15 protein-coding genes are annotated in these 15,115 nt (G+C 71.5%); 9 read left to right on the top strand and 6 right to left on the bottom strand.

The window, feature by feature from the left end:
* The first annotated feature begins 5 nt into the window (after window positions 1–5).
* Genes ruvX through GGQ54_RS00590 form a run of 7 tightly spaced genes read left to right on the top strand, consistent with a single transcriptional unit; the run spans window position 6 to window position 5,959 of the window.
* Window positions 6–491 (top strand): Holliday junction resolvase RuvX, encoded by a 486-nt coding sequence (gene ruvX, locus GGQ54_RS00615; protein ID WP_179443623.1) that lies wholly within the window; start codon window positions 6–8, stop codon window positions 489–491.
* The gene (gene mltG / locus GGQ54_RS00610; RefSeq protein ID WP_179443622.1) at window positions 488–1,672 is read left to right on the top strand and encodes an endolytic transglycosylase MltG; all 1,185 of its coding nucleotides are present in this window, start codon (window positions 488–490) and stop codon (window positions 1,670–1,672) included. The genes ruvX and mltG overlap by 4 nt, the downstream gene beginning before the upstream one ends.
* Complete coding sequence (locus GGQ54_RS00605; protein ID WP_179443621.1) at window positions 1,666–2,523, top strand: shikimate dehydrogenase; 858 nt, start codon at window positions 1,666–1,668, stop codon at window positions 2,521–2,523. The genes mltG and GGQ54_RS00605 overlap by 7 nt, the downstream gene beginning before the upstream one ends.
* Before the next feature lie 13 nt (window positions 2,524–2,536).
* Window positions 2,537–3,748, top strand: a complete 1,212-nt coding sequence (aroC, locus tag GGQ54_RS00600) for a chorismate synthase (RefSeq protein ID WP_179443620.1) — start codon at window positions 2,537–2,539, stop codon at window positions 3,746–3,748.
* A complete protein-coding gene (locus GGQ54_RS16635; protein ID WP_343045806.1) occupies window positions 3,745–4,245 on the top strand; it encodes a shikimate kinase in 501 nt (166 codons plus the stop codon). Before aroC ends, GGQ54_RS16635 begins: the two co-directional genes overlap by 4 nt.
* Window positions 4,242–5,327: a 3-dehydroquinate synthase gene (aroB, locus tag GGQ54_RS16630; RefSeq protein WP_343045805.1), complete on the top strand. Its 1,086-nt coding sequence runs from the start codon at window positions 4,242–4,244 to the stop codon at window positions 5,325–5,327. Before GGQ54_RS16635 ends, aroB begins: the two co-directional genes overlap by 4 nt.
* Complete coding sequence (locus tag GGQ54_RS00590; RefSeq protein WP_179443618.1) at window positions 5,324–5,959, top strand: alpha/beta fold hydrolase; 636 nt, start codon at window positions 5,324–5,326, stop codon at window positions 5,957–5,959. The genes aroB and GGQ54_RS00590 overlap by 4 nt, the downstream gene beginning before the upstream one ends.
* 36 nt (window positions 5,960–5,995) lie before the next feature.
* Here GGQ54_RS00590 and GGQ54_RS00585 read toward each other — a convergent pair whose 3' ends face one another.
* From GGQ54_RS00585 to GGQ54_RS00565, 5 genes are read right to left on the bottom strand one after another with little or no spacing between them, the layout of a single operon-like run.
* Window positions 5,996–6,640 carry a pentapeptide repeat-containing protein gene (locus tag GGQ54_RS00585; protein WP_179443617.1) on the bottom strand — a complete coding sequence of 215 codons (645 nt, stop codon included), beginning with the start codon at window positions 6,638–6,640 and terminating at the stop codon, window positions 5,996–5,998.
* Window positions 6,637–7,464, bottom strand: coding sequence for a DeoR/GlpR family DNA-binding transcription regulator (locus tag GGQ54_RS00580; protein WP_246292500.1), 828 nt, complete (start codon window positions 7,462–7,464; stop codon window positions 6,637–6,639). The genes GGQ54_RS00585 and GGQ54_RS00580 overlap by 4 nt, the downstream gene beginning before the upstream one ends.
* A 5-nt stretch (window positions 7,465–7,469) precedes the next feature.
* Entirely contained in the window at window positions 7,470–8,339 is an 870-nt protein-coding gene (locus tag GGQ54_RS00575; RefSeq protein ID WP_179443616.1) for a carbohydrate ABC transporter permease, read from the bottom strand.
* Window positions 8,339–9,274: an ABC transporter permease subunit gene (locus tag GGQ54_RS00570; RefSeq protein WP_218843575.1), complete on the bottom strand. Its 936-nt coding sequence runs from the start codon at window positions 9,272–9,274 to the stop codon at window positions 8,339–8,341. The genes GGQ54_RS00575 and GGQ54_RS00570 overlap by 1 nt, the downstream gene beginning before the upstream one ends.
* Window positions 9,271–10,566: an extracellular solute-binding protein gene (locus GGQ54_RS00565; RefSeq protein WP_218843573.1), complete on the bottom strand. Its 1,296-nt coding sequence runs from the start codon at window positions 10,564–10,566 to the stop codon at window positions 9,271–9,273. Before GGQ54_RS00565 ends, GGQ54_RS00570 begins: the two co-directional genes overlap by 4 nt.
* A gap of 193 nt (window positions 10,567–10,759) precedes the next feature.
* Here GGQ54_RS00565 and galT point away from each other — a divergent pair, with 193 nt between their 5' ends.
* The gene (gene galT, locus GGQ54_RS00560) at window positions 10,760–11,920 is read left to right on the top strand and encodes a galactose-1-phosphate uridylyltransferase (protein WP_343045804.1); all 1,161 of its coding nucleotides are present in this window, start codon (window positions 10,760–10,762) and stop codon (window positions 11,918–11,920) included.
* On the top strand, window positions 11,917–13,035 hold the full coding sequence (locus tag GGQ54_RS00555; RefSeq protein WP_179443613.1) for a galactokinase: 1,119 nt from the start codon (window positions 11,917–11,919) through the stop codon (window positions 13,033–13,035). Before galT ends, GGQ54_RS00555 begins: the two co-directional genes overlap by 4 nt.
* A gap of 18 nt (window positions 13,036–13,053) precedes the next feature.
* Here the strand turns inward: GGQ54_RS00555 and GGQ54_RS00550 are convergent, their stop codons facing one another.
* A complete protein-coding gene (locus GGQ54_RS00550; RefSeq protein WP_218843571.1) occupies window positions 13,054–14,988 on the bottom strand; it encodes a CocE/NonD family hydrolase in 1,935 nt (644 codons plus the stop codon).
* Window positions 14,989–15,115: the final 127 nt, after the last annotated feature.

The raw sequence follows: 15,115 nt of genomic DNA, 5'->3' as shown, positions 1-15,115 counted from the left end.
GCGCCATGCGGACCGGGACCCGGCTCGGGATCGACTGGGGCGAGGCACGGATCGGGGTCGCGGCCTGCGACCCGCGCGGCGCCCTGGCGTACCCCGTCGAGACGGTGCCCGCCTCGCCGGCCCCGGTGGACCGGATCGTTGCGCTGGTCGCCGAGTACGATCCGATCGAGATCGTCGTCGGTCTCCCGCGCTCGCTCGCCGGCGGTGAGGGTCCGGCGGCGGCTCGCATCCGGGAACACGCAGCACAGCTCGCCCGGGCGTTGCCCGAGGTTCCGCTACGGTTGGTGGACGAACGATTGACCACCGTCAGCGCCTCGCGGATGCTGACCGGTCAGGGTCGCAAGGCCCGCCGGCAGCGCTCCGTGATCGACCAGGCTGCGGCGGTGGCGATCCTGACCGACGCGCTGGAGGCCGAGCGCTCGACCGGGCAGCCGCCCGGCGAGGAAGTGACGATCCGGCGAGAGCCGGACCGGGGAGGTACGCAACAGTGAGTGACCCGGTGGACACCAGACCGCACGGGCGGGGCGCGGCGGGCGAGGCGCCGGAGCCGCGCGACGGCCGCGGCGAGCTGCCCACCCCGCCGTCGGGGGTCAATCTGCGTTCGGTCGCCTATCACGGCAAGAGCGCCATCGCCGTGCTGATCTCCCTCGCTGTGCTGGTCGGTGGCGGCTGGTTCGCGATGACCAAGCTGCAGAGCGGCATCGAGGGCTTCCTGACCGCGGAGGACTATCGCGGCCCGGGCGAGACCGAGATCCTCGTCGAGGTGCCGTCCGGCTCGAGTGTCAGCGAGATCGGCGCGCTGCTGGTCGAGAAGGATGTGATCAAGTCCACCGAGGCCTGGCGCAATGCCGTCCGCAACCGCACCGACGAGGTGAACCTGCAGGCGGGCTACTACCAGTTGCTGACCCAGATGAGCGCTGCCCAGGCGCTGGACCGGATGCTCGCCCCCGATGCGCTGAAGCAGGAGAAGGTGACCATCCGCGAGGGCCTGCGGATCGGCGAGCAGTACGAGGCGCTGGCCAAGGCGACCGGGATGAGCGTCGAGGAGTTCGAGGCGGCGGCCAAGGACGGCAAGTCCTACGGGCTGTCGCCGTGGGCCGAGGGCAATCCCGAGGGCTTCTTGTTCCCCGACACCTACAACGTGCAGGTGGCCGCCGGCCCGACCCCGGTGCTGGCCGCGATGGCCGGCCAGTTCGACAAGGTGGCGGGCGACATCGACCTGGAGAAGCGGGCGAAGGAGCTCGGTCGCTCGCCGCGCGAGATCGTCACCGTGGCCTCGATCATCGAGGAGGAGGTACGCCGCGACGAGGACCGGCCGAAGGTCGCACGGGTGCTGTACAACCGCCTGGACAAGGGCATGAAGCTGCAGCTCGACACCACGGTCATGTACGCCAACAACAAGCGGGGCGGCGCGTCCACCAGCGAGGAGATGCGGAAGAACCCCTCGCCCTACAACACCTATGTCGCCGACGGCCTGCCGCCGGGCCCGATCGCGGCGCCCGGCAAGGCCGCGCTGGAGGCGGCGGCGAATCCGGCCGACGGCAACTGGCTCTACTTCGTCGCGGTGAACCTGGAGACCGGCGAGACCAAGTTCGCCGACGATGCCGCCGGGCACCAGCGCAATGTCGAGACCTGGCGACGCTGGTGTTCTGAGAACAAGGGCAAGTGCTGAGGCCGGAGATCTCCCTCGCGATCCGGCGCTGTGCGGTGATCGGCAGCCCGATCGCGCACTCGCTGTCGCCGGCCATGCACCGCGCCGCCTATGCCGAGCTCGGCCTGGACTGGGAGTACGGCGTGGTCGAGGTGCCGCGCGGCGGGGTGGCGGCACTGATCGAGGGCCTCGACGTGAGTTGGCGCGGGTTGAGCGTGACGATGCCGAACAAGCCCGAGCTGCTCGATCTGCCCGGCGCCAGCATCGACCCGGCGGCCCGGCTGGCCGGCGGCGGCAACACCGTGATCCTGGACGCGCCGGCGGACCGGCGTACCGTCACCGTGTACAACACCGACATCGCGGGGCTGGCCCGCGCCGTGCGCCGCTGTGCCCCGGGGCTCGCGCCGCGGACGGCGCTGCTGCTCGGCAGCGGCGCGACCGCCCGCTCGGCGCTGCTCGGGCTGGCCGACCTCGGCGTCAGCCGGGTGCTGGTCGCCGCGCGGGCACCGGAGAAGGCGGCCGCGCTCGGCGAGCTGGCCGCGCGCGCCGGGGTGGGCCTCGAGATCGCGGACTGGTCCGCGGCGGCACCGCCTACCGATCTGGTGGTCAGCGCGCTGCCCGGCGGTGCGCTGACCGAGGCGGTCGCGGCGCGGTTCGCGACGGCGCCGGTGGTCTTCGACCTCGCCTACGACCCCTGGCCCAGCACCCTCGCCGCCGTCGCCGCCGAGCGCGGGGCGCAGGTGCTCGACGGGCTCGAGCTGCTGGCCGACCAGGCCGTGCTGCAGCTGGAGCTGATGATCGGCCGCGGCGTGCCCGCGGCGACGCTGGTGACCGCCGGCCGGGCGGAACTGCGTCGGCGCGCGGCCCCGTGACACACTGGCGCCCATGCTCCGCTGGATGACCGCCGGCGAATCCCACGGGGAGGCCCTGGTGGCCATCATCGAGGGATTGCCCGCGCACGTGTCGATCACCACCTCCGAGATCTCCGAGGCGCTTGCGCGCCGCCGGCTCGGTCACGGTCGCGGGGCGCGGATGAAGTTCGAGGCCGACCGGGTGCGCCTGCTGGGCGGGGTACGCCACGGGCAGACGATGGGCTCGCCCGTCGCGATCGAGGTCGCCAACACCGAATGGCCCAAGTGGCAGACCGTGATGTCGCCCGATCCCGTCGACCCGGAGGAGTTGGCCGGGCAGGCGCGCGGCGCGGCGCTGACCCGGCCGCGGCCCGGGCATGCCGATCTCGTCGGGATGCAGAAGTACGCCCACGACGAGGCCCGGCCCGTGCTGGAACGCGCCTCGGCGCGCGAGACCGCCGCGCGGGTTGCCGTCGGGCGGGTGGCGCAGAACTTCTTGTCCCAGGCGTTCGGCGTCGCGATCCTCTCCCATGTCGTGGAGCTCGGGCCGGTCTCGGTGGCGCCCGGCACGCTGCCCGGGCCGGGTGACCTGGCGGCGATCGACGCCGACCCGCTGCGCTGCCTGGACCCGGAGGCGGCCGCGGCGATGTATGCCGAGGTCGAGGCCTGCCAGAAGGCGGGCGACACCCTCGGCGGGGTGGTCGAGGTCGTCGCCTGGGGGCTGCCGCCCGGCCTCGGCAGCTACAGCCAGGGCAATCGGCGCCTGGACGCGCGGCTGGCCGGCGCGCTGATGGGTATCCAGGCGATCAAGGGCGTCGAGATCGGCGACGGTTTCGCGCTGGCCCGCACCCGGGGCTCCCGGGCACACGACGAGATCGAGCCGGCGGCCGGCGGGGTGCGGCGCGCCAGCGGTCGCTCCGGCGGCACCGAGGGCGGGATGAGCACCGGCGAGGTGCTGCGGGTACGCGCGGCGATGAAGCCGATCGCGACGGTGCCGCGCGCGCTGCGTACCGTCGACACGGCCACCGGCGAGGCGGCCTCGGCGCACCACCAGCGCAGCGATGTCGCCGCCGTCCCGGCTGCCGGCGTGGTGGCCGAGGCGATGGTCGCGCTGGTGCTGGCGGAGGCGGCGCTGGAGAAGTTCGGCGGCGACTCGGTCGGCGAGACCCGGCGCAATGCCGAGGCCTATCTCGCCGACATCGCCGCGCGTGGACTGGCGGTCGCGCCGGCGGAGGTGCACGCGTGAGCCTGGTCCTGGTCGGCGCCCCCGGCTCGGGCAAGTCGACGGTCGGCCCGGCGCTCGCCGAGCGGCTCGAGCTGCCCTTCGTCGATGTCGATCAACTGATCGAGGCCGGCACCGGCCGCGCGATCGCGGAGATCTTCGCGACCGACGGCGAGAAGGCGTTCCGGGACCTGGAGCGCGAGGCCACGCTGGCGGTGCTCGCGGAGCCGGGGGAGCGGGTGGTCTCCCTCGGCGGCGGTGCCGTGCTGGACCCGCAGGTCCGCGACGCGCTGGCCGCCCACGAGGTGGTGTGGCTGAAGGTGAGCGCGGGTCGCGCCGCCGATCGAGTGGGCCTGAACGTGGCGCGGCCGCTGCTGCTCGGCAACGTCCGCGGCCGGTTGATCAAGCTGCTCGGCGAGCGAACCCCGCTGTATGCGGCCGCGGCCGGACTGACCGTCGACACCGACGACCTGGCCGCCGCCGAGGTGGCCGACCTGATCATCGCGGAGCGCTCCGGGTGAGCACGATCGAGGTGGCCGCCGAACGGCCGTACCCGGTGATCATCGAACGCGGCGCCAGTGAGCGGCTGGGCGAGCTCGCGGGCGATGCGTCCCGGGTCGCCGTCCTGCACCCGGCCGTGCTGGCGGAGCGGGCGGAGCGGCTCGCGGCGGATCTCGGCGTACCGGCCAGCCTGATCGAGGTTCCCGACGCCGAGGCGGCGAAGACCCGGACGGTGCTGGCGCGGTGCTGGGACCGACTGGCCGCCGACGGATTCACCCGCTCGGACCTGGTCGTCGGTCTCGGCGGCGGTGCGACCACCGATCTGGCGGGATTCGTCGCGGCGAGCTGGCTGCGGGGGGTACGCCTGATCACGATCCCGACCACCGTGCTCGGCATGGTCGATGCCGCGGTCGGCGGCAAGACCGGGATCAACATCGCCGCCGGCAAGAACCTGGTCGGGGCCTTCTGGGAACCGTCCGGGGTGCTGTGTGACCCCGCGCTGCTGGACACCCTGCCGAGGGCCGACCTGGTCGCCGGGCTGGCCGAGGTGATCAAGTGCGGACTGATCGCCGACCCGGAGATCCTGGACCTGATCATGGATGATCCGGCCGACGCGGTACGCCCGGACTCGGCGCGGCTGACGGAGTTGATCACCCGCGGCGTCGCGGTCAAGGCCCGCGTGGTGTCGGCCGATCTTCGTGAGGCGACCTCGGAGGGTACGCGGGTCGGTCGGGAACTGTTGAACTACGGGCACACGCTGGCGCACGCGATCGAACGGGTGCACGAGTACCGCTGGCGGCACGGCGAGGCGGTCGCGGTGGGCATGGTCTATGCGGCGCTGCTGGCGCGCCGGCTGCGGCTGGCCGACGATGCGCTGGTGGACCGGCACCGGGAGGTGCTTGCCGCGGTGGGGCTGCCCACGACCGGGGCGGGTGCCGGGGAGTGGTCCGGACTGCGCGCGGCGATGGCTTTGGACAAGAAGGCTCGCGGCGCGGTGCTGCGCTTCGTGCTGTTGGACGGGCTCGCGAGCGCGTGCGTGGTCGCCGGCCCGGACGAGTCGGCGCTCGCCGCGGCGTACCGAGAACTCGGAGGTGACGCGTGAGCGAACCGCAGCCGGAGCCCGGCGCGCAGGATGCCCCACGGCTGCTGGTCTTCCTGCACGGACTGGGGGAGACGCCGCTGGTCTGGCAGGACCAGGTGGTGGCGATGGCGCCGGGTTGGCAGCCCCTGACGCCGTGGATCGCGGGAACCAAGCCGACCGACAGCGGCGCGTTCGATCTGGGCGCGGCGGTCGACGCGCTGGCGCGGCTGCCGCAGTTGCACGGTGTGCAGCGGATCAGCCTGTGCGGGCGCAGCCTCGGCGCGGCGGTCGCGATCCGGCTGGCCGCCGACCATCCCGAGCTGGTCGACCGGCTGGTGCTGGTGGATCCGCTGCTCGGCCTGCCGGGCTGGGCCCGGGCGAGCCAGCGGATGGCGGTGAAGCTGATGCCGCGCAGCCGCCTCGCCGACCGCAATATCGACAAGGACCGGCTGCTGGCCGCCATCGATGCGCTCGGCCGGGTCGATGTCACCGGGCGCCTCGGGGAGGTGCGGGCTGCGTCCCTGGTCCTCGCCGATGGTGCCGACGAGCGCGCGGTCCGGCTGGTCGAGCGTGGATTGCCCGACGGGCGGTACGCCCGACTCGGTGACGGGGGCCTGAATGCCGCCATCTGGGAGTTCCTCGAGCCCGCCTGAGCGCCCCGGTGCCGCGGGCGCAGGTGTGGCTGCGGGTCAGGCGTCGTTCTTGACGACCAGCTCGATGCCGAGGGCGCCGGCGAGCTGCCCGGCGAGCTCGGCGAGATTCACCGGTTCGATACGGGCGCCGGCGAGCGAGGCGACGCCGGTCAGCCCGGTCATCGTGCAGCCGACGAACCGGACCGAGGACAGCCGCGCCCCGGCGAACCGCGCGTCGGTCAGGTCGCAACGATCGAAGGTGACCGACTCCAGCTCGGCGTCACCGAAGTCGGCCCCGGACAGCCGGCAGCCCGTGAACGCCGCCCGGCGCACGCGCGCCTGCCGCCAGTTGGCGAGCTCGGCGACGGTATCGACCACCGTCAGATCGGCGATCCGGCAGCCCGCCAGCATGAGCCCGGTGGCGCGGCAACGCTCCAGCGCGACCCGCGACCAGATGCTCTCCCGAAGCACCAGATTCGCCAGATCGGACCCGACCACCTCCACGTCGGTCCAGCGCGTCCGATAGAGCTGCGCGTCCGCGAGCGAGCCGCCGTGCAGCGCGACCTGCAGCAGCTCGGCGAACTCGGTGTCGGTCGCCGCCCAGCCGGGTGCGTCCACGGACACGGCCTCCAGCACCGTGTCCGAGCGCAGCTCCGCGCGCGTGCCGACCGGCTCCCCGAGCCGCGGACGCGCCGGCCTCATCCGTCTCCGCCGGTGAGCACCAGCGGCTCGCCGGCGCCGGGATCCACCAGGGTGAGCCGCCCGACCCCGTCGGCCAGCAGCGCGCGCGCCCCCTGGTCGAGACCGACATCGCTGATCACCTCGTCGACGTCGTCGAGGCCGGCGAAGGAGCTGATCCCGAGCAGGCCCCACTTGCTGTGGTCGGCCAGCACCACCCGCCGGCGCGCCGATTCCAGGAACGCGCGGTTGGCATCGGCCTCCAGCATGTTCGGCGTGGTGAACCCGGCGCGTTCGTCGATGCCGTGCACCCCGACGAACAGCAGGTCGATGTGCAACTGGCGCAGCGCCGACACCGCGATCGGACCGACCAGCGCGTCGGAGACGGTTCGCTGGCCGCCGGTGAGCACGGTGCTGGCCCCGGCATGTTGCCGCAGGGCCTCGGCGATCGGCACCGAGTTCGTCACCACGGTGAGCTCGCTGACCCGGCCGAGCAGGCGCGCCAGCGCGAGTGTGGTGGTGCCGGCCGACAGTCCGACGGCCTGTCCCGGCTGGATCTGGGCCAGCGCCGCCTCGGCGATCGCGGCCTTCTCGGCCTGCTGCTGCCGTGCCTTCTCGCCGGGCCGGGGCTCCTCCGTCGCGCCGTGTCGGGCCAGCCGGGCGCCGCCGTGCACGCGTTCCAGCAGCCCCTGCTCGTGCAGCCCGTCGATGTCGCGGCGGATGGTCATCGGGGAGACCTCGAAGTCGTCGGCAAGATCGCTGACCCGGACGATCCGTCGCTCGCGTACGGTCTGCATGATCGCGGCCTGCCGCTCGGCGGCGATCATCGTGCGCGTGCGTTGGTTCATCGCTCTCATCCTTTGCTCGATCCCAGCGTAAGCCCGGCGACGAAGTGGCGTTGCAGGAGCAGATAGACGATCAACGTTGGGATGAGAGTGATCAGCGCGCCCGCGGCCAGCAGGTTGTAGTCGCTGAAGAACTGGCCCTGCAGATTCTTGATCGCCGTGGTCACCGGTAGCCGGTCCCCGGAGGTGATGAACAGCAACGGCCAGAAGAAGTCGTTGTAGATGAAGATGATCTCCAAGGTGGCCAGCGCGGCCAGCGCGGGTCGGCACAGGGGAAGCACGATCGACCAGTAGCGACGCCAGACGCCGGCGCCGTCGACCAGGGCGGCCTCGGTGAGATCGGGGGAGAGCGCCTTCATGTAGTTGGCGAGCACGAAGGTGCAGAATCCGACCTGGAAGGCCAGGTTCACGATGATCACCGAGATGTAGGTGTTGAGCAGCGAGCCGGAGTCGGAGAACCAGTAGGGCAGTCGCAGGTTCTTGAAGATCGCGAACAACGGGGCGGCCAACACCTGGGGCGGCAGCAGGTTTCCCGCGGTGAAGGCGATCAGCAGCGGGATGCTGAGCGCCCAGCGCACCCGGGTCACCGCATAGGCCATCATCGACGACAACGCCAGGGTGAAGAAGACGGTCGGGACCACGATGATCACGGAGTTCGTCAGGTAGGTGAGGAATCCGCTCTGGGTCCACGCCCTGGCGAAGTTGTCCAGGTTGTACTCGCCGCCGACCGAGAAGTAGCCGAGGCGCTGGGTGGAGCCGTAGGGCCGCAGCGCGGTGTAGGCGGCCCAGAGCAGCGGGGCCAGCCACATCACGGACATGGTCAACAAGAACAGATGGGTCCCCCATCGGGGTCGGATGGTACGCGCGGTGGTCGCCATCAGTCCTCCCTTCCGAAGGCGCGGGTGAGGTAGAAGATGATCGGCCCGAGGGAGACGACCAGCAGGATCACCGCCAGCGCGGAGCCGATGCCGATCACCTGGCCCTCGCCGACCAGGTTCTGCACGACCAGCGCGCCGAGCAGCTCCAGGCCGTTCGTGCCCCGGTTGATCACATAGACGATGTCGAAGGCGCGCAGGCACTCGATGATCGTGATCACCACGATGATGATGTTGATCGGTCGCATGGCGGGGAAGACGACCCGGAAGAACGTCTGCCAGCCGTTCGCGCCGTCGATCGCGGCGGCCTCGCGCAACGCCGGGTCGACGCCCTTGAGGCCGGCGAGATAGAGGATCATCACATAGCCCGCGTGCCGCCAGGTCGCCGCCACCATCGCCGCCAGCAGGTTGACATCTGGATCGCCGAACCAGTCGATCGCGGCCGGCGTACCTGCCGTGCCGAGGACGTTGTTCAGCAGGCCGTTGTCGCGCTGGTAGAACAGTTGCCAGATCACGCCCGTCAGAGCCAGCGAGATCATCACCGGGACGAAGAACACGCTCTGGTAGATCCGGCTGCCGGCGAGCTTGCCGTCCAGCAGCACGGCGAGCAGCAGCCCGAGCGGAGTGGCGATGCCGGCCAGGAAGAGCAGCCAGATGACGTTGTGCGCCACGGCGGGCCAGAACGGCGGGTAGAGCGAGACGATGTAGTCGTAGTTGGCCAGTCCCGCCGGCTCGATGCGGTCGAGATCGATCCCGTTCCACCGGGTGAAGGACAGGCCGATCGAGGCCAGTGCGGGCAGCCAGACCAGCAGCAGTTGCACCAGCGTCGGGACGCCGACCATGATCGCCAGCGCGATCTTGTCGGTGATCGAGAGCGTGCGCAGGGGGCGGCGCGGCCGGACCCGGTCGCGGGCCGGCGCATCGAGCGTTGCGGTCACTGGGCTGCGTAGAGCTGGGCGGCCTGCGCCTCGATGTTGGCGAGGTCGATCTTGCCGTCGCGGGTGAACTCCTGCAGGGCCGGAGCCAGGACATTACTGGCCATCGCCGGCAGGGCATCGCGGTCGAAGAACTGGCTCACCGCACTCGCCCCGGCGATCAGCTCGGCCGCCTTGGTCAGCATCGGGGTCAGATAGCTGCGATCGGCCTCGGCTGCCGTCGGCAGGTTGGACGTGTCCTTGGCGGAGTAGGCATCCTGCCCCTGCGGCGTACCGACGAACTTCGCGAAATCGCGGGCGACCGGATTCTCCCCGCCGCGGCGCGACAGCAGCAGCCCGTCGATCGGCGCCTCGACCGCGCTCTGCCCCTCGTCGCCGATCGCCGGGAACGGGAAGAAGTCGATGTCGTCGAGCACCTCGTTGTTGTCGGCGTACTCCTGGGTGACGAAGGTGCCGATCAGGTACATGGCCGACTTCTTCTCGCCCAGGTTCGCCGCACCGTCCTGCCAGGTCATGCCCAGCGCGCCGGGATTCTGGAAGGGCAGGATCTCGCGCCACCCGTCGAAGACCGCGGCCACGTCCGGGCTGTCCCAGCTCGACCGGTGGGCGCACAGGTCGGCATGGGCCTGGTAGCCGTTGGTCCGCATGTTGAGGTAGTCGAACATGCCGAACGCGGGCCAGCCCTCCTTGTTGGTGAACTCGATCGGAATGATCTTGTCGCCCTGGATCTGCTTGCAGAGCGCGACGAACTCGTCCCAGGTCGTCGGCACCTGGTAGCCGCGCTCGGCGAACAGGCTCTTGCGGTAGTGCACGACCCACGGATAGTTGTAGTTCGGCACCAGGTACTTCTTGCCGTCCAGCCCCGTCGAGGCGGCCGCCAGAGCCGGTGAGAAGTTTGAGCCGATCTCGGCCCAGACGTCGTCCACGTCCGCCAGCACACCCTGCTCGGCGTAGTACTGCATCCGGTAGCCGGCGAACCAGGTGAAGACGTCGTCCGGGCTGCCCTGCAGGTAGGTGCTGATGTTGTTCTGGAAGTCGTTGTGCGGGACCGTGTTGGTGGTCACGGTGTTGCCGCCGGCGGAGTAGGCCTCGACCACCGCGGCATAGGCCGCCCGGGGCACCGGGTCGGAGGCGTTCGAACCGAAGGTGGCCGAACCGGTGGCCCCCGGCGAGCCCGCGCCCGGCGGGGTCGTGGTCCCGGTGCAGGCACCGAGCGCTGGTACGGCGCCGATGGCGGCGGCCCCGAGTCCGAGCCCGAGAAGGCGGCGGCGGGTGAGGGCGGGATGAGTGGTCACGCTGACTCCTGACGACATTGTCCAGACCGACGCGGCCGACCGCGGCGGGTGAACGCCGACTGACGTTCTGAAACGACCATAAACGAAAAAACCTGCACATGGTTGGTGCGTATGAACGCGTTTGTGTAACGAAGTGTTAGTTTTGCCCCCGAAACGGGGTCGGCGGGGGCGTGGCGGCGGGAGGATGACACACGTGGCATCGCGCAGCGGACGAGTGGCGACGACCCGGCGGGAGCCGGCATCGGAGGTCACGCAGCGCGCCGGGCGGCTGGCCGACGGCCGCGAGATCATCTACTTCGACGACCCGGGTACGCCTCCGCGCCCGGTGCCTTCGGTTGACCGCCGCAGCCTCGCGCCGCGCCCCGAGACGCCGCAACTGCGGCGCGATCCGCTGACCGGCGACTGGATCACGATGGCCACGGCCCGCCAGGCCCGCGCCGTGCTGCCCACCCTGGATCCGCTCGCACCGCAGGGCACCGACAACCCCAACTCGGAGATCCCGGACGACTACGACGTCGCGGTCTTCGAGAACCGGTCGCCCGCCTTCGGCCCGGACGTCGCGGAGTCGGTCGGCGCCGGCCCCGGCGATCCCGGCCTGTTCGACCATCGGCGCGCGGTCGGCCGCTGCGAGGTGGTCTGCTTCAGCCCCGACAGCACGGGCTCGTTCGCCACCCAGACCGCGACCCGCGCGCGGACCGTGGTCGAGGCGTGGGCCGCGCGCACGGCCGCCCTGAGCCGGGTGCCCGGGGTCGAGCAGGTCTTCGCGTTCGAGAACCGGGGTGTGGAGATCGGCGTCACCCTGCACCATCCGCACGGTCAGATCTACGGCTATCCCTACATCACTCCGCGGACATCGGCCCTGCTGCGCCAGATCGACAGCTACGGCCCGACGCTGATGGGCGACATCGTCGCCGCGGAGCTGTCCGGGCCGCGCGTGGTCCTGCGCGGTCAACACTGGTCGGCCTATGTCCCGTTCGCCGCCCGCTGGCCGCTGGAGGTGCATCTGGTCCCGCATCGGCAGCTTCCCGATCTCGCCGCGACCAGTTCCGAAGAGCGCGCCGAGCTGGCGGTTGCCACGCTGGAGCTGCTGCGCGGGGTGGACGCGCTCTACGACACCCCGACGCCCTATATCGCCGGCTGGCACCAGGCCCCGGTGCACCAGCACCGTGACACGGTACGCCTGACCTGGCAGATCACCTCGCCGCGCCGCGGCCCGGACAAGCTGAAGTACCTCGCCGGCAGCGAGGCCGCGATGGGTGGCTGGGTCGGTGACGTGGCCCCGGAGGAGCAGGCCGACCGGTTGCGCGAGGCGATCGCCCGGGCCGAGCGGGAGCATCCGGTGGTCGCGCGATGAGCACGACCTGGTCGGCGCCCGGCCGGGTGACCCTGATCGGCGATCACACCGACTACAACGCCGGCCTGTCGCTGCCGTTCGGCCTGGACCGCAGGACGTCGGTCACCGTGCGCCGCGCCGACGAGCCGATCCTGCGGGTGCGCAGCGACAGCCCGGGTGCCGGGCCGGTGAGCGTCCCCGCCCGGGTCCTGGAGCTGCCCGAACCCCCGGCCGTCGACGGCTGGGCGGCGTACCCGATCGGGATGGCGTGGGCGCTCGCACAGGCGGTGCCGGGGGCGATCGGGCCGTTCGAGGCGACCGTCACCTCCGACGTCCCGGTCGGCATCGGCGTCTCGTCGTCGGCCGCCCTGGAGATGGCCGTCGGGACCGCGCTGGCCGAGCTGTTCGGGCTGGACCTCGGTCCCGCCGAGCTCGCGGCGGCCGGTCAGCGGGCGGAGAATGTCGCGGTCGGCGCACCCACCGGCATCCTCGACCAGACCGCCGTGATGTTTGCCCGGCGCGATCACGGCGTACTGATCGACTTCGCCGATCTCGCCCGGCGTGCGGTCCCGCTCGGCCTGGCCGCCGCGGGGCTCGGCGTGTTGATCATCGACTCCGGGACCCGGCACGAGCACGGCACGGGCGGCTACGGGCAGCGTCGGGCCGAGTGCGCGGAGGCGACCTCGGTGCTCGGCCTGACCTCGCTGCGCGAGCTGGGCGTCGATGATCTTGATCGGGTACGCCCGCGCCTGGCCCCGAATGTGTTTCGCCGGGTCCGCCATGTCGTCACCGAGAACGCCCGCACGGCCCGGGTGACCGAGCTGTTGGACGCCGGCCGCGCGGCCGAGATCGGCGACCTGCTCACAGCCTCGCACGCCTCGATGCGCGACGACTTCGAGAACTCCGTGCCCGCGATCGACGCGGCCGTGGCGGCCGCCGTCGATGCGGGTGCGCTCGGGGCCCGGCTGTTCGGCGGGGGATTCGGCGGTGCGTGCCTGGCACTGGTGCCGACCGACCGCGCGGAGCAGCTCGCGGCCGCGATCACCGCCGGGGTCGTCGCGGGCGGGCACCCGGACCCGGTGATCCGGCTCGCGGCGGCGGCCGACGGCCCCCGCCGCGAGCCCGATCCGGGCTGACCTACCTGCCGGACAGACTCACTTGCCCGGCAGGGCCAGGCGGAACCTGCCCTTGGCCGGTGGAGTCATCGGCTCGTCGGCGGTGTAGGCGGCGATGTAGCGATCGAGGAACGGTGCGCGCTCGCCCTCGGCCGCCACGTCATCGGTCGTCGACTGCAGGGCCAGGTCGAGCTTGGCCGACTGCACGGTGACCTGTTGCCCGGAGGGCTCCGGCCACCAGTAGCCGTCGGTGAGCGTACCGATCGTCACCGCGAGCGAGTCGCCCCGATGGAGCGTCCACTCCATCGACTTCAGGTCGAAGCGGGTCCTCCCGTCGGCCTCCAGCACCGCGACATTCTCGTTGATCATCACCGCGGTGCCGTCCGGCGAGACGTCCCACAGTCGCACCATCACGTTGCGCTCGCCCTTGGTCTTGAGGTTGATCGCGGGCGTACCGGTCAGGCGTACCTCGCGGCGCACCGGATCGGAGAAGGTCGCGTAGTTCTGGCCGACCTCGCCGTGCCGCGGGCCGCCACGCTTGTCCCGGTCCTTGCGCAGGCCCGGGGGCGTGCGCTCGACATACTCCATGTCGCCCTCGCGGGCGGCACCCTCGCCGGATCGGCCCCGGTCCGCCTGCTTCTGGTCTGCCTGCCTCTGGTCTGCCTGGGTCCGGTCTGCCTGGGTCCGGTCCGGGGCGGGGCCCTGGGCCACGCCGTCGTCGAGATAGCGACCGCCGCCGAGGCTGACCGAGACGGTGCGGGCCTTGCCGGGCCAGGTCTCCTGGCCGCGCCAGTTGCCGTCGCTGTCCTGGATCAGGAAGTTCGGGTAGTCGACGGTCGGCTCGACGCCTTGGAGGTACTCGTCGTAGAACGACATCACCTCGTCGAACCAGCCCTCGCGGCCCATCGCGAGCGGGCTGTTCGGATCATCGGGGTCGTCGAGATCGTTGCCGCGGACGTGGTTCCACTGGCCGAGCCAGCCGCGCTGCGGGCCGGCGTGGTTGGCCAGGTAGGTGTCCATGTCCTCGGGCTTGGTGTTGGTCTCGATGAAGCCCTGGGTGACGAACAGCGGCACGGTCGAACCCTGCGCCTGCGCCGCGAGATCGCGGGCCTGCCAGTACGCCGTGTCGAGGCTGGTGTTCTCGGCGGGCTCGCGGGAGTTCGTCTCGTAGCAAGCGCCGGCGGGCGTACCCGTGTAGGCGGCGTTGTCGCGGTAGCGCTGGCTGTCCTCGGGGAAGCCCGGGATGCTGGCGATCGAGTTGTACGCCGAGGGCGTGTAGATCTGGTTGGGCCGCGGCACGTTGTTGGAGTACAGGTAGTTGTACATGTTCCACACCGGCTCCTGGGCGATCACCGCCTCGAGCCCGTCGGGCTGCAGGTTGGCACCGATCAGGCCGGTGACGGCGTCGTAGGACTTGCCGTACATGCCGACCTTGCCGTTGGACCATTCCTGGTCGGCGGCCCACTCGACGGCCGCCTTCACGTCGGCCTGCTCGCCCGGCCCCGCCCAGTCCAGGCAGCCCGAGCTGCCGCCGAAGCCGCGCAGGTCGACCATCACGAAGGTGTAGCCGCGATCCATCAGGTCCGCGCCCTCGATCAGGTCGTTGAACCGCTCCGAGGGGCCGGTCGCCGACTGCTCGACGCTGGTCTGTCCGGCGTGGGCGAAGTAGGGCCCGACGGACAAGATCACCGGGGTTTGCTGGTCGGCCGGGATGTCGGCCGGCCGGATGACGTCGGCATGCAGTTCCACGGGGCTGCCGTCGTTGGAGGCGACGGGGGAGTCGAAGTACTGCTCGTACCAGACGGCGCCCTCGGGTACGCGGGGATTCTCCGCGCGGGTGATCCCGTCGGCGGGATCGAGCGGGTCGGCGCCGGCGATCTGTGGCGGCGACGCCACGAACAGGCCGGCGGCGGCGAGCGGCACGGCGGCGATGGCCGCGGCGAACCGCCGCGGGGCGGATCTGTACATCGGCATTGATGTTTCCTTCGGTCGGACGGTCGGGGGTGCCGGCCACCCGCGAGTGGCAGCCGGAAAGGTCAAACCACTGCGACCCTAACCGTCACCGCCCGAGTGCCGCCAGCCTTTGGGCAGCCTCGGCCGA

This window comes from Naumannella cuiyingiana (assembly GCF_013408305.1).
Classification (GTDB): Bacteria; Actinomycetota; Actinomycetes; order Propionibacteriales; family Propionibacteriaceae; genus Naumannella; species Naumannella cuiyingiana.
Note: the sequence above shows the minus strand (reverse complement) of the source record. Positions and strands in the feature narration are given on the sequence as shown.

Excerpts from the sequence above, each read along its gene's own strand:
- ruvX (WP_179443623.1), top strand. The coding sequence starts at position 6 with ATGCGGACCGGGACCCGGCTCGGGATCGACTGGGGCGAGGCACGGATC.
- aroC (WP_179443620.1), top strand. The coding sequence starts at position 2,537 with ATGCTCCGCTGGATGACCGCCGGCGAATCCCACGGGGAGGCCCTGGTG.
- GGQ54_RS00585 (WP_179443617.1), bottom strand. The coding sequence starts at position 6,640 with ATGAGGCCGGCGCGTCCGCGGCTCGGGGAGCCGGTCGGCACGCGCGCG.
- GGQ54_RS00580 (WP_246292500.1), bottom strand. The coding sequence starts at position 7,464 with ATGAACCAACGCACGCGCACGATGATCGCCGCCGAGCGGCAGGCCGCG.
- GGQ54_RS00575 (WP_179443616.1), bottom strand. The coding sequence starts at position 8,339 with ATGGCGACCACCGCGCGTACCATCCGACCCCGATGGGGGACCCATCTG.
- GGQ54_RS00555 (WP_179443613.1), top strand. The coding sequence starts at position 11,917 with ATGAGCACGACCTGGTCGGCGCCCGGCCGGGTGACCCTGATCGGCGAT.
- GGQ54_RS00550 (WP_218843571.1), bottom strand. The coding sequence starts at position 14,988 with ATGCCGATGTACAGATCCGCCCCGCGGCGGTTCGCCGCGGCCATCGCC.